This window comes from Frigoribacterium sp. CFBP9030, from assembly GCF_034045195.1.
In the GTDB taxonomy this organism is placed as follows: domain Bacteria; phylum Actinomycetota; class Actinomycetes; order Actinomycetales; family Microbacteriaceae; genus Frigoribacterium.
This window is the reverse complement of sequence record NZ_JAXCWG010000003.1, coordinates 172,887-185,400: the sequence shown is the minus strand read 5'-3', so window position 1 is coordinate 185,400 and position 12,514 is coordinate 172,887. Positions and strand designations below refer to the sequence as shown.

10 protein-coding genes and 1 tRNA gene are annotated in these 12,514 nt (G+C 68.9%); 4 read left to right on the top strand and 7 right to left on the bottom strand.

The annotated features are described in order from the left end of the window. Nucleotides 1-42: 42 nt before the first annotated feature. The 3 genes from SOM13_RS04935 to SOM13_RS04925 all read right to left on the bottom strand — a co-directional run bounded on the left by SOM13_RS04935 (nt 43) and on the right by SOM13_RS04925 (nt 3,277). Entirely contained in the window at nt 43-951 is a 909-nt protein-coding gene (locus SOM13_RS04935) for a glycine betaine ABC transporter substrate-binding protein (RefSeq protein ID WP_243213535.1), read from the bottom strand. Between the two features lie 65 nt (nt 952-1,016). Then, a complete protein-coding gene (locus SOM13_RS04930) occupies nt 1,017-1,976 on the bottom strand; it encodes an ABC transporter permease (RefSeq protein WP_320479022.1) in 960 nt (319 codons plus the stop codon). Then, complete coding sequence (locus SOM13_RS04925) at nt 1,973-3,277, bottom strand: glycine betaine/L-proline ABC transporter ATP-binding protein (protein ID WP_320479021.1); 1,305 nt, start codon at nt 3,275-3,277, stop codon at nt 1,973-1,975. Before SOM13_RS04925 ends, SOM13_RS04930 begins: the two co-directional genes overlap by 4 nt. Nucleotides 3,278-3,766: 489 nt before the next feature. On the opposite strand from SOM13_RS04925, the gene SOM13_RS04920 reads away from it, so the two are divergent. After that, nucleotides 3,767-5,314, top strand: coding sequence for an amino acid permease (locus SOM13_RS04920; protein ID WP_320479020.1), 1,548 nt, complete (start codon nt 3,767-3,769; stop codon nt 5,312-5,314). A gap of 289 nt (nt 5,315-5,603) precedes the next feature. Here SOM13_RS04920 and SOM13_RS04915 read toward each other — a convergent pair. Next, nucleotides 5,604-5,676, bottom strand: a tRNA-Lys gene (locus SOM13_RS04915). Between the two features lie 97 nt (nt 5,677-5,773). Here SOM13_RS04915 and bcp point away from each other — a divergent pair. After that, the gene (gene bcp, locus SOM13_RS04910; protein ID WP_192058431.1) at nt 5,774-6,244 is read left to right on the top strand and encodes a thioredoxin-dependent thiol peroxidase; all 471 of its coding nucleotides are present in this window, start codon (nt 5,774-5,776) and stop codon (nt 6,242-6,244) included. Nucleotides 6,245-6,286: 42 nt separating this feature from the next. Here the strand turns inward: bcp and SOM13_RS04905 are convergent, their stop codons facing one another. Continuing rightward, nucleotides 6,287-6,745 (bottom strand): hypothetical protein, encoded by a 459-nt coding sequence (locus SOM13_RS04905; protein WP_192058433.1) that lies wholly within the window; start codon nt 6,743-6,745, stop codon nt 6,287-6,289. Between the two features lie 167 nt (nt 6,746-6,912). Between SOM13_RS04905 and SOM13_RS04900 the strand changes: the two genes are divergently transcribed. Then, complete coding sequence (locus SOM13_RS04900; RefSeq protein WP_055796236.1) at nt 6,913-7,161, top strand: WhiB family transcriptional regulator; 249 nt, start codon at nt 6,913-6,915, stop codon at nt 7,159-7,161. Nucleotides 7,162-7,290: 129 nt separating this feature from the next. Here the strand turns inward: SOM13_RS04900 and SOM13_RS04895 are convergent, their stop codons facing one another. Next, the gene (locus tag SOM13_RS04895; RefSeq protein ID WP_192058435.1) at nt 7,291-8,784 is read right to left on the bottom strand and encodes a sensor histidine kinase; all 1,494 of its coding nucleotides are present in this window, start codon (nt 8,782-8,784) and stop codon (nt 7,291-7,293) included. Between the two features lie 227 nt (nt 8,785-9,011). Here SOM13_RS04895 and SOM13_RS04890 point away from each other — a divergent pair, with 227 nt between their 5' ends. Next, on the top strand, nt 9,012-9,428 hold the full coding sequence (locus SOM13_RS04890) for an Rv3235 family protein (protein ID WP_192058437.1): 417 nt from the start codon (nt 9,012-9,014) through the stop codon (nt 9,426-9,428). A gap of 89 nt (nt 9,429-9,517) precedes the next feature. Here SOM13_RS04890 and secA read toward each other — a convergent pair whose 3' ends face one another. Beyond that, nucleotides 9,518-12,358, bottom strand: coding sequence for a preprotein translocase subunit SecA (secA, locus tag SOM13_RS04885; protein WP_320479019.1), 2,841 nt, complete (start codon nt 12,356-12,358; stop codon nt 9,518-9,520). Between the last annotated feature and the right edge of the window lie 156 nt (nt 12,359-12,514).

Genomic DNA, 12,514 nt, shown 5'->3' with positions numbered 1-12,514 from the left:
GATGTCGTCGCCCGGGGCCCTCGCACAGGTGATGCGGTCGGATCAGCTGGTCAGGCCGTCGACGTACTCCTGGTTGTCGTCGATCCAGGCGTCGACGACCTCGGTGTAGTCGCTGCCGTCGACACCGCTGTTGAACATGGCGTTCTCGAGCGACGACAGACGGTCGTTGTCCATCTCGAACCCCTCGAGCCACTCGGCGAACTGCGGGTGGCTGTCCGTGAAGCTCTTGCCGCCGAACGAGTGGATCCCCTCGGCGTCGCCCAGGGTGCCCTTGGGGTCTTCGAGGTCCTTGATCGGGAACGCGTCGTAGGCCCAGTGCGGGCTCCACAGCGTGACGGCGATGTTCTCGCCCGCGTCGGTGGCGCTCTTCAGCTCGGTGAGCATGGCGGCCGTCGACGAGGTCTGCAGGGTCAGGTCGTCGATGCCGTACTCGGGGATCGTCGCGTTCTCGACGGCCGAGGTCAGACCTGCGGCCGGCTCGATGCCGACGATCGTGCCGCCGAAGAGGTCGGCGTTCTCGTTCAGCTCGTCGATCGAGTCGATCGGGGCGTCGGCGTTGACCGCGATGGCCAGCTTGGCGCCGTCGTTCCAGGCGCCGAGGTCGGTGAGGTCGTCGCCGAACTTGTCGATGTACTCCTTGTGCGTGACGGGCAGCCAGGTGTCGAGGACGACGTCGTAGTCGTCGGTCGTGAGGCCCTGGTAGACCGGTGCGACGTCGGCCATCTCGAGGTTGACCGTGTAGCCCTGCTCTTCGAGCACGGACTTCCACAGCCAGGATGCGGCGATGCCCTCGTCCCAGCCGTTGAAGACGGCGATGTCGACGACGCTCTGGTCGCCGTTCTCGAGGGTCTCGGTCGACGACGAGCTGCCGGGGGGCGAGCAGGCGGCGAGGCCGAGGACGGCGGAGGTGCCCAGGGCGACCGAGGCTGCGATGGTGGTGCGCTTGTTCATGTGATCCTTTCGGGTGGTGCAGGAGGTGCGGGTCGGCCGATGACGCCGGCCGACCCGCCGGGGTTCTAGACCGACGCGGTGGCGCGCTCGGGCGCCGGTGCGTCGGGGAGCGGGGTGGCGTCGACCTCGGTCTCGGCACCGCCGGAGGCGGCGGAAGCGCTGCCGGCGGCGCGCGTGGAGCGCGACGGGCGACGACGACGGTCCGCGCCGAGGGCCGCGGTCATGCGGTCGAGGATGATCGCGAGGATGACGACCGAGACGCCGGCCTCGGCCCCCAGGGCGACGTCGATGCGGTTGAGGCTCGCGACGATGTCGCCGCCGAGTCCGCCGGCCCCGACCATGCCCGCGATGACGACCATCGACAGCGACAGCATGATGACCTGGTTGACGCCGGCCATGATGCTCGGCTTCGCGAGGGGCAGCTGGATCTGTCGCAGGATCCGCCACGGCGACGAGCCGAACGCCTGGCCGGCCTCGACCACCTCGGTGTCCACCCCGCGGATGCCCAGCTCGGTCAGTCGCACGCCGGGTGCCATGGCGAACACGATGGTGGCCACGATGCCCGGCACGACGCCGACCCGGAACAGCAGCAGAGCCGGGATGAGGTACACGAACGCCGGGGTCGTCTGCATGAAGTCGAGGACGGGGCGGATGATCTGCGACGCGATCGTCGACTTGGCCGCGAGCACGCCGAGGGGGATGCTGATCGCGATCGCGATGGCACCGGCGACGAGCACCAGGGCGAGGGTCGCCATGGCGTTCTCCCACTGGTTGACCGAGCTGATCAGCAGCAGGCCGACGGCCGAGCCGACGGCGAACTTCCAGCCGCGGGCGAAAAACGCCAGCGCGGCGACGACGATCACCACGGCCCAGAACGGAGGCGCGCTGAGGATGTACTCCATCCACTCGTAGAAGAAGAGGAAGACGGCGCGCACGACGTCGAAGAAGCCGCCGAGGTTGTCGGTGATCCAGTCGACGACCGACGACACCCAGCTGCCGAAGGGGATGCGGAGGATGTCGTTCATCGGGTGGCTCCTTCGGTGACCGCGACGGGGGTCTCCTCCGTCGCGAGGGTGGCGTCGAGCTCGCTCTCGGAGAACCGCGTGACGGGTTCGAGCACGGGGATGGGCGAGGTCGTCGTGTCGACGTTGCCGAGGGCGGCGAGCAGCGTGACCCGCGGGATGACGCCGATCAGGCGATCGCGGTCGTCGACCACGGCGATGGGAAGGGGACTCTCGACGGCGAGTTCGAAGAGGTCGACGAGGGCGGCGTCGGGGCCGACCCTGGCGAACTCGGTGTTCACGATCGCCTCGAGGTCGGTGTCGTTCGTCTTCACCTGACGCATGACGTGGCGGTCGCGGACCCAGCCGAGGAGCTTGCGGTCGCGGCCGAGGACGAACAGGGCCGCGGTCTGCAGATCGCGGAGGGTGCGGAGCGCGCCCCGGGGGCCGGCGGTCAGCTGCACGACGGCCCGGGCCGGCTCCATGACGCTCGACGCGGTGAGGACCCGCGCCCGGTCGACGTCCTGCACGAACTGGGCGACGTAGTCGTTGGCCGGGTCGGTGAGGATGTCCTCGGGGCTGCCGATCTGGACGATGCGGCCGTCGCGCATGACCGCGATGCGGTCGCCGAGGAACATGGCCTCGTTCAGGTCGTGCGTGATGAAGACGATGGTCTTGCCGAGCTTCGCCTGCAGCTCGAGCAGCTGCTCCTGCATCTCGCGGCGGATCAGCGGGTCGAGGGCGCTGAACGCCTCGTCCATCAGCAGGATGTCGGTCTCGGCTGCGAGCGCACGGGCCAGGCCCACTCGCTGCTGCATGCCGCCGGAGAGCTCGCTCGGGAGCTTGTCCTCCCAGCCGGCGAGACCGACGATCTCGGTCACCTCGCGGGCCTTGGCCAGGCGCTTCGCCTTGGCGACTCCCTGCACCTCGAGGCCGTAGGCGACGTTGTCGATCACGGTGCGGTGCGGGAGGAGCGCGAAGTGCTGGAACACCATCGAGACGTGCTTGCGTCGGACGGCGCGCAGCTCCTTCGCGGGGACGTCGGAGATGTTCGACCCCGACACCTCCACGGAGCCCGAGGTCGGCTCGAGCAGGCCGTTCAGCATGCGGATGAGCGTCGACTTGCCGCTGCCCGACAGCCCCATGACGACGAAGATCTCGCCGGGCTGCACGTCGAACGACGCGTCGATGACGGCTGCCGTGCCGAAGGCCGAGGCGTCGGCGCGGCTGGCGCCGGACTCGAGGCGGGTGACCGCTTCTCGGGGGCGGCGTCCGAAGACCTTGTAGAGGTTCTTCGCACGCACGGCGGGTGGTGTCGTTGTCATGGGCTCTCCGCGGGCACGCCGGGGCGCACCTTCCGCTCGGGCAGGCGCGCCGTCGGCGGCGTTCTGGTCGGGCGGACGGGTCGACGGCGCATGCGGGATGGTCCGGCTCAAGCATCGTGATCCGAGATGCGAATTTGTACCCCACTGGTGCGGTCATGGGACCGGCACCGGCGCCACCAGACCGTACGGCGACCGGGATCCGAGACTGCCGGACCGCCGATCATCGCGTCCTGATGATGACGGGCCCACCGGAGCGGGCCTCGACGACCGTAGCGAACATGTGTCGCTCATCCCAATCCGCACCCCCCTCCGGAGGGACCGGACGTGTACCCCGATCCCCTCCGATCGCCGTGTTCATGGGCATCGACATCGTGGCCGTTTCGTTACACGCTCTGCACCTCCGAGGGTCGCCGTCCGCAGAGCGCGGGTCCCCCGACATGCCGACCTGTCGATGTGCGCGAACTGCGGACTCGGGCCTACCCTCTCGGCATGAGCGCATCAGACGGAGACCGCGGCTCGGCCGCGCACCCGGACACCGTCCCCCAGGACTTCAGCCACGAGCAGGAGGGGTTCCAGCACGGTCTGAAGCCCCGGCAGCTGCAGATGATCGCCATCGGCGGCGCCATCGGCACGGGGCTGTTCCTCGGCGCCGGCGGTCGACTCGCCACGGCGGGGCCCTCTCTCGCGATCGTGTTCGCCATCTGCGGCGTGTTCGCGTTCTTCATCCTGCGCGCGCTGGGCGAGCTGGTGCTGCACCGCCCCTCCTCGGGATCCTTCGTCTCGTACGCCCGCGAGTTCTACGGCGAGAAGTTCGCCTACGCGGCGGGCTGGATGTACTTCCTGAACTGGGCGATGACGGCGATCGTCGACGTCACCGCGGTGGCCCTGTACCTGCAGTACTGGAAGGCCTTCACGGCCGCCCCGGAGTGGCTGCTGGCCCTCGTGGCCCTGGCCGTCGTGCTGTCGGTGAACCTGCTGGCCGTGAAGGTGTTCGGCGAGATGGAGTTCTGGTTCGCGATCGTCAAGGTCGCCGCGCTCGTGATCTTCCTGGTGGTCGGGGTCGTCTGGCTCGCCGCGGCGTTCCCGGTGACGCACGACGGCGCGGACGTCGACACCGGCTGGTCGGTGGTCGCCGCGAGCGGGATCCTGCCGAGCGGTCTGCTGCCGGCCGTGCTCGTCGTGCAGGGCGTCGTCTTCGCGTACGCCGCGATCGAGCTGGTCGGAACGGCGTCGGGCGAGACCGAGAACCCGGAGAAGGTGGTGCCGCGGGCGATCAACACGGTGATCATCCGGATCGCGGTCTTCTACGTCGGCTCGCTGGTGCTCCTGTCGCTGCTGCTGCCCTACACCGCGTACGCCGAGGGCGAGAGCCCGTTCGTGACGTTCTTCAGCAGCATCGGCAGCCCCGAGGTGGGTCGCATCGCCGGGTCGATCATGAACTTCGTGGTCGTGACGGCCGCGCTGTCGAGCCTGAACGCCGGGTTGTACTCGACGGGCCGCGTGCTCCACTCGATGGGGATGAACGGTTCGGCCCCGAAGTTCACGACGAAGATGTCGAAGGGCGGGGTGCCGTTCGGCGGGATCCTGCTGACGGCGTCGATCACGCTGCTCGGCGTCGGCCTGAACGCGATCGTCGGCGCGAGCGCCGCGTTCGAGATCGTGCTGAACATCGCGTCGCTCGGCATCCTGACCGCATGGGGCACGATCATCCTCTGCCAGATGCGCCTCCGCCGGTGGGCGAAGGAGGGCAAGGCGAAGGAGCCCTCGTTCCGCCTGCCGGGCGCCCCGGTCACGAGCTACCTGACGTTGGCGTTCCTGCTCGCCGTGGTCGTGCTGATGGCGATCGACTGGCCGATCGGCTCGTTGACGGTGATGTCGCTCGTGGTGATCATCCCGCTGCTGATGCTCGGCTGGCACCTGCAGCGCGATCGCATCCTCGCCGCAGCACGCCTCCGCGAGGGCATGACCGGCCCGTATCCCGTCACGGGCCGCGACGCCGCGGCGCAGCACCCCCGCCCGGGCGACGACCGCCCGTAGCGCCACTCCCCCGCCGCGAGCGGGACGGACTCCGCCCCCTCCGTCCCGCTCCCGCGCCCCCAGCCCCCGCGACGAGCGAAGCGACGTCACCCCGTCCCCACCCCGCGGCCAGCGAAGCGAAGCCGCACCGCGACGGCGAAGCGACGTCGCCCCCGAGCAACACGCACCTGGCGGCAAAGCACCCCCACCCCGCGCGGCCCCAGGCCGCACGTCGGCGGAGCCGACCAGACCGGCACGACGAAAAATCCCCCGCTTCATCGACTGATGAACACGGGGGACCCATTTTTCGTGCACCCCCTCGGACTTGAACCGAGAACCCACTGATTAAGAGTCAGTTGCTCTGCCAATTGAGCTAGAGGTGCGCGCCGCGGTATGCCCCGCAACGAGGACCAACATTAGCATGAGTTCTGACCCCACTTGAACACCCGGGTGCCTCGCGCGCCCTCAGATCGGAGCATCATGGCCACGAGACTCGAGAAGGGCGCCCCGGCGCCGACCTTCACCCTGGACGACGAGAGCGGTTCGCCGGTCTCGCTGTCGGACTTCGCGGGGCAGAACGTCATCGTGTACTTCTACCCGGCGGCATCGACGCCCGGCTGCACGACCGAGGCGTGCGACTTCCGCGACAACATCAATTCGCTGAAGTCGGCCGGCTACCAGGTGCTCGGCGTGTCGAAGGACGCCCCGGAGGCGCTCCGTCGATTCAAGGACGAGCAGGGCTTGAACTTCCCGCTGCTGAGCGACCCCGGCCTCGCGGTGCACGAGGCGTACGGCGCCTACGGCGAGAAGAACAGCTACGGACGCATCGTCACCGGCACCATCCGCTCGACGTTCGTCGTCGACGGTGAGGGTGCCGTCGTGCTGCCGCTCTACAACGTGAAGGCGACGGGGCACGTGGCGTCGCTGCGGAAGAAGCTCGCGCTCGACTGACCCCTCCCCCTGTCGCCGCCCCGCGCCTCCTGCACCGTCCGGTCAGTAGGTGCGGGGCGGCACGTCGTCGCGGCGGGACGTGGCCGCCACCACCGACGGGGTGAGCAGCAGCACGACGACGAGCACGGCCGGCACGATGAGCCAGAGGCCGATGGTCGGGTTGGCGAACGTGCCCTGCAGGCTGCCGACGCCGACCGCGATCTGCAGCACCTGCCACACGATGGCCGCACCGCGGATCCAGGCTCGACCACGGAAGGCGCCGACCACGATGGAGCCGATCCAGGCGGTCGCCATCAGGGTCAGCACGAGCACGGCGACGGCCGACGCGTACGACGACGGCGTCTCGACGACGAGTTCGACGAGCAGGTAGCCGGCGGCGGACGCCACGACGGCGAGCTCGCCGACGAGGAGCACGATCAGCAGCCACAGCAGGGCGGGGCGCCGCCGGTCGGCAGACGGATCTGTCGGCGTCGCCGGGTCGTTCTCAGCCGCTCCGCTCATGCGTCGCCCTCCACAAAATCCTTGATTTGGCCGTACCAGTATGCGACCATATTCGAGGTCGAAGTGACGTGCACACGGCCGTGCGCGCCTCCCGAATTCTTTCTCTTTCCCCCATCCGGAACCGGTGCTTCGTTGCGCCGGTTCAGCATTTAAAGGAGTACCCATCGATGGATTGGCGTGACAAGGCCGCCTGCCTGACCGCAGACCCGGAGCTGTTCTTCCCCGTGGGCAACACCGGCCCCGCCGTCGACCAGATCGACAAGGCGAAGACCGTCTGCGGCCGGTGCACCGTCACCGAGACGTGCCTGCAGTACGCGCTCGAGACCAGCCAGGACTCCGGCGTCTGGGGCGGCCTCAGCGAAGACGAGCGCCGCGCGCTCAAGCGCCGCGCCGCCCGCGCCCGCCGCGCCAGTTAGACGACCCCGTCGTCGGGTGGCCTCGGCCATCCGAACGGCGTGAGAGAGGCCGGCTCCCCCATGGGGAGCCGGCCTCTCTTCGTCGTCGCAGAAGGCGCTGACAGCCGATCAGGGAGCGCTGACAGCCGCTCAGGGCTGCGTGAGCCAGCGGAACGGGATCTCGATGGTGACCTCGGTGCCGCTGCCGACGAGCGTGTGCCAGTCGATGGTGCCCCCGAGCTCGCCCTGGATGAGCGTGCGGACGATCTGGGTGCCGAGCCCGGAGCCGACCTTGCCCTCGGGGAGACCCACGCCGTTGTCGCGCACCTTGACGGTCAACTGCTCGTCGTCGCGTTCGGCGACGATCTGCACCTCGCCGTCGCGACCGTCGAGACCGTGCTCGACGGCGTTCGTGACGAGCTCGGTCAGCGCCAGCGCCAGCGGGGTGGCGTACTCGCTCGGCAGGGCACCGAAACTGCCCACCAGCGCGGGCCGGACCGTCGTGTTGTGACTCGAGGCGACCTCGGCGATGAGCATCAGGACGCGATCGAAGACGGTGTCGAAGTCGACGTTCTGGCTCAGCCCCTCGGACAGCGTGTCGTGCACCACGGCGATGGAGGCCACCCGGCGCATGGCCTGGGTCAGAGCCTCGCGGGCGACATCGGTGTGCGTCCGGCGGGCCTGGATGCGGAGCAGCGACGCCACCGTCTGCAGGTTGTTCTTCACACGGTGGTGGATCTCACGGATCGTCGCGTCTTTGGTGATGAGCTCGCGCTCCTGGTGCCGCAGCTCCGTGACGTCGCGGCAGAGGACGATCGCGCCCATCCGGTCACCACGGTCGCGCAGCGGGATGGCCCTCAGCGAGACCGTCACGCCGCGCGCCTCGATGTCCGTCCGCCAGGGGGCGCGCCCGGTGACGACCAGAGGCAGCGACTCGTCGATGACGAGCTTGCCCTGCAGCAGGTTCGTGGTGACCTCCGCCAACGACTCGCCCTCGAGCTCGCCGTCGAAGCCCATCCGGTTGAAGGCCGACAGGCCGTTGGGACTCGCGAAGGTGACCGTGCCGTCGACGTCGAGCCGGAGCAGCCCGTCGGAGGCGCGGGGGGCGCCCCGACGAGGCCCGGTGGGCGCACCCAGGTCGGGGAAGTCGCCCGCGGCGATCATGGCGAAGAGGTCGTTGGCGCACTGGTTGAAGGTGAGCTCTTGACGACTCGGGGTGCGGGCCTCGCTGAGGTTCGTGTGCCGTGTGATGACCGCGATCGGAGCCTCGGTCACGTCGGGGCGGCTGGCGCCGAGACGACGCAGCACGGGGACGGCCCGGACTCGGGTCGGGGTCTCCTCGTACCAGTCGGGGGCCGCCGAGTCGACGATGCGGGTCGACGAGAAGGCCGAGTCGATCTGCACCCGCCACTCGGGCCGGACCTCCTGCCCCACGAAGTCGCGGTAGAAGAGCGTCGCACTGCTCGACGGCCGCGCGTGGGCGACGGCCACGAAACTGCCGGTCTGGGTCGGCACCCACAGGACCATGTCGGCGAACGCCAGGTCGGCCAGCAGCTGCCAGTCGCCGACGAGCAGGTGCAGCCACTCGATGTCCGCTTCGCTGGAGCGGCCCTGGGCGAGTACGAGATCACTGAGCGTCGACACCGCCCCAGTCTAAGTCGAGCCGCGATCACGGAAAATCGGTGCGACACGAGTTCTCCACAGATCGGCCTGTCCCTAGCAAATCAATACCGAATGTCATATGTTGTGTTCGTCCGAGCCGCTTTCACGAAAGTTCGAGCACCATGCCACGTTCCTCACCAGCCACCCCTCCGCCCCGCGTCGAGCCCGAGTCCGGGGGCGGCGACACGCCGACGGCGACGATCGCACCCGTGCGCCATCTCAGCGCCGTCGAGGGGTGCGGGGCACTCGCCGCAGTGTCGCCAGACTCCCTGTCGTCGAATGTCCGACCCATCACCGCCGAAGCCGCCGTCGAGGCGCTGGCCAGATCGGTGCTGGAGGTCATGGCGGGCGCCCGCGACATCGACCAGCTGGCGCGATGGGTCACCGCCGACGTCTTCGCCACGCTGCGCAACCGGGTAAGGGTCTCGACGCAGGCCCGACTGGCCCACGGCGTCCGCAGACATCGACCGATCCTGCGATTCGGGCGCGTCCACATCGCCGAGCCCTCCCCCGGCATCGTCGAGGCGGTCGTCGTCGTCCACGGTCGCGGCCGCAGCCGTGGCGTCGCCGTGCGACTCGAGACCGTCCGAGGTCGTTGGCGCGCCAGCGCCCTGCACATCCTCTGAGCGACAGAGCGACATCCGCCAGAGCGGACGAGAGAAGGAGGCGCACCCGCCTGAGCGGGTGCGCCTCCTTCTGCTGCTCGACCCGACGTCTAGTCGGAGGCCTTCTTGCCTGCGGCGCGGCGCTCGGCCCGGTTCACGGGCGCGGACTCGTCGCCACCGGTCTTCTGACCGAAGGCGCCCTTGCCCGCCGCGGCCGGCGCCGGACCGCTCGCGGCGCGTGCCGCGGCGACCTCGGGGGCGGTCGTGCGCTCGGCGGTGTCCTGCTGTCGCTGGGCCCGCGCCGTCGCCGCCTTCTCGAGACGACCCTTCTGGTCGCGCACCTCGACCTCGCCGTCGATGTTCGGAGCCGAGTACTCGAGCGCAGGCGGGGCCTGCTCGTTGCCGAGACCCTTCGCGGCGATGACGGGGGCCTTCTCCGAGTCGACCTGCCCCTGCACCTCGACCTCGAGGTTGAACAGGAAGCCCACGGACTCCTCGCGGATCTGGCCCATCATGCTCTGGAAGAGCGCGTAGCCCTCGCGCTGGTACTCGACCAGCGGGTCGCGCTGCGCCATGGCACGCAGGCCGATGCCGTCTTTCAGGTAGTCCATCTCGTACAGGTGGTCGCGCCATCTGCGATCGATGACCGACAGCACGACACGACGCTCCAGTTCGCGCATCGCCGCCTCGCCGAGCGACTCCTCACGGGTCTTGTACGCCACCTTGGCGTCGGAGAGGATCTCCTGGCCGAGGAAGTCACGGGTGGCCTTGCCCTTCGAGCCGGCCTCCGTGATGACCTCGTCGATCGTGATCGAGATCGGGTACAACGTGCGGAGCTCCGTCCACAGCGCGTCGAGGTCCCAGTCGTCGGGGCTGCCCTCGCCGGTGTGCTGGTCGATGACCTCGTTGACCACGTCGTCCAGGAACTTCGAGGCGCGGTCCTGGAGGTCGTCGCCTTCGAGGATGTGCCGGCGGTCGCCGTAGATGGCCTCGCGCTGACGGTTCAGGACGTCATCGTACTTGAGGACGTTCTTGCGGATCTCGGCGTTGCGCGACTCCACCTGCGACTGCGCCGACCGGATGGCGCGTCCGACGATCTTGTTCTCGATGGCGAGGTCGTCGGGCACATTGCCCCGGCCCATCAGCGACTCGGCGGCGCCCGAGTTGAACAGACGCATGAGGTCGTCGGTCAGCGACAGGTAGAAGCGGCTCTCTCCCGGGTCTCCCTGACGTCCGCTGCGCCCGCGCAGCTGGTTGTCGATGCGGCGCGACTCGTGGCGCTCCGTCCCGAGGACGTACAGCCCGCCGGCCTCGATGACCTTCGCGGCCTCTTCGGCCACGGCCTCTTTGTGCGACGCGAAGACGGCGTCCCATGCGGCCTCGTACTCGTCGGGGGTGTCGACCGGGCTGAGACCCTTGGCGTTCATCTCCGCCACCGCGAGGAACTCCGCGTTGCCGCCGAGCATGATGTCGGTACCGCGACCGGCCATGTTGGTGGCCACGGTGACGGCCCCGGCCCGACCCGCCTGGGCGACGATCGCGGCTTCGCGGGCGTGGTTCTTGGCGTTCAGGACCTCGTGCTTGACGCCCTTCTTCGCGAGGAGACGAGAGAGGTACTCGCTCTTCTCGACGCTCGTCGTGCCGACCAGCACGGGCTGGTTCTTCGCGTGACGCTCGACGATGTCTTCGACGACCTGGTCGAACTTCGCCGTCTCGTTCTTGTAGACGAGGTCGGTCTGGTCGATGCGCTGCATCGGACGGTTCGTCGGGATGGGGACGACGCCGAGCTTGTAGGTGCTCATGAACTCGGCGGCCTCGGTCTCGGCCGTGCCCGTCATGCCGGAGAGCTTCTTGTAGAGGCGGAAGTAGTTCTGCAGGGTGACCGTGGCGAGGGTCTGGTTCTCGGCCTTGACCTCGACCCCCTCCTTCGCCTCGATCGCCTGGTGGATGCCCTCGTTGTAGCGGCGCCCGCTGAGGATGCGACCGGTGTGCTCGTCGACGATCAAGACCTCGCCGTTGATGACGACATAGTCCTTGTCGCGCTTGAACAGCGCGTCGGCCTTGATCGCGTTGTTGAGGAACGAGATGAGCGGCGTGTTGGCCGACTCGTACAGGTTGTCGATGCCGAGGTAGTCCTCGACCTTCTCGATGCCGGGCTCGAGCACGCCGACGGTGCGCTTCTTCTCGTCCACCTCGAAGTCGACACCCGACACGAGACGGCGGGCGATGGTCGCGAACTCGGCGAACCAGCGGTTCGCCTCGCCGCTGGCCGGACCGGAGATGATGAGCGGCGTCCGGGCCTCGTCGATGAGGATGGAGTCGACCTCGTCGACCACGGCGAAGAAGTGTCCGCGCTGGACCATGTCCTGCGACTGCCACGCCATGTTGTCGCGCAGGTAGTCGAAGCCGAACTCGTTGTTGGTGCCGTACGTGATGTCGGCCGCGTACTGCTCGCGACGCTGCGCCGGCGTCTGACCGGCGAGGATGCAGCCCGTGGTCATGCCGAGCGCACGGAACACCCGGCCCATCAGCTCGGACTGGTAGCTGGCGAGGAAGTCGTTGACGGTGATCACGTGCACGCCGCGCGAGGCGATCGCGTTCAGGTAGGCCGCGGTCGTCGCGACGAGGGTCTTGCCCTCACCGGTCTTCATCTCGGCGATGTTGCCCAGGTGCAGGGCGGCGCCGCCCATCAGCTGGACGTCGAAGTGCCGGAGGCCCAGCGTCCGCTTCGAGGCCTCGCGGACGGCGGCGAACGCCTCGGGCAGCAGATCGTCGAGCGACTCGCCGCCCGCGTAGCGCTCGCGCAGCTCGACGGTCTCGTTCTTCAACTCGTCGTCGGTGAGCGTGGTGAAGTCGTCTTCGAGTTCGTTGACGGCTTTGGCGTACGCCTTGAGCCTGCGGAGGGTACGGCCCTCGCCGACGCGAAGGACCTTCTCGAGAACGTTGGCCACCGGTTACTCCCTGTGTTTCGGTCGAGCACGCGAAGAGACCCGCGCACCCCGTGAGGCGGGCCCGAGGGCCTCGCCGGGATCGGCTCGACCCGCGGACGGACGAGCACAGAATGGTAACAAGACTAGCGGCCGCGGCCCTGGGAGCCGGCAAGGCGA

Excerpts from the sequence above, each read along its gene's own strand:
- SOM13_RS04905 (WP_192058433.1), bottom strand. The coding sequence starts at position 6,745 with ATGAGCGGAGCGGCTGAGAACGACCCGGCGACGCCGACAGATCCGTCT.
- SOM13_RS04925 (WP_320479021.1), bottom strand. The coding sequence starts at position 3,277 with ATGACAACGACACCACCCGCCGTGCGTGCGAAGAACCTCTACAAGGTC.
- SOM13_RS04920 (WP_320479020.1), top strand. The coding sequence starts at position 3,767 with ATGAGCGCATCAGACGGAGACCGCGGCTCGGCCGCGCACCCGGACACC.
- bcp (WP_192058431.1), top strand. The coding sequence starts at position 5,774 with ATGGCCACGAGACTCGAGAAGGGCGCCCCGGCGCCGACCTTCACCCTG.
- SOM13_RS04930 (WP_320479022.1), bottom strand. The coding sequence starts at position 1,976 with ATGAACGACATCCTCCGCATCCCCTTCGGCAGCTGGGTGTCGTCGGTC.
- SOM13_RS04935 (WP_243213535.1), bottom strand. The coding sequence starts at position 951 with ATGAACAAGCGCACCACCATCGCAGCCTCGGTCGCCCTGGGCACCTCC.
- SOM13_RS04900 (WP_055796236.1), top strand. The coding sequence starts at position 6,913 with ATGGATTGGCGTGACAAGGCCGCCTGCCTGACCGCAGACCCGGAGCTG.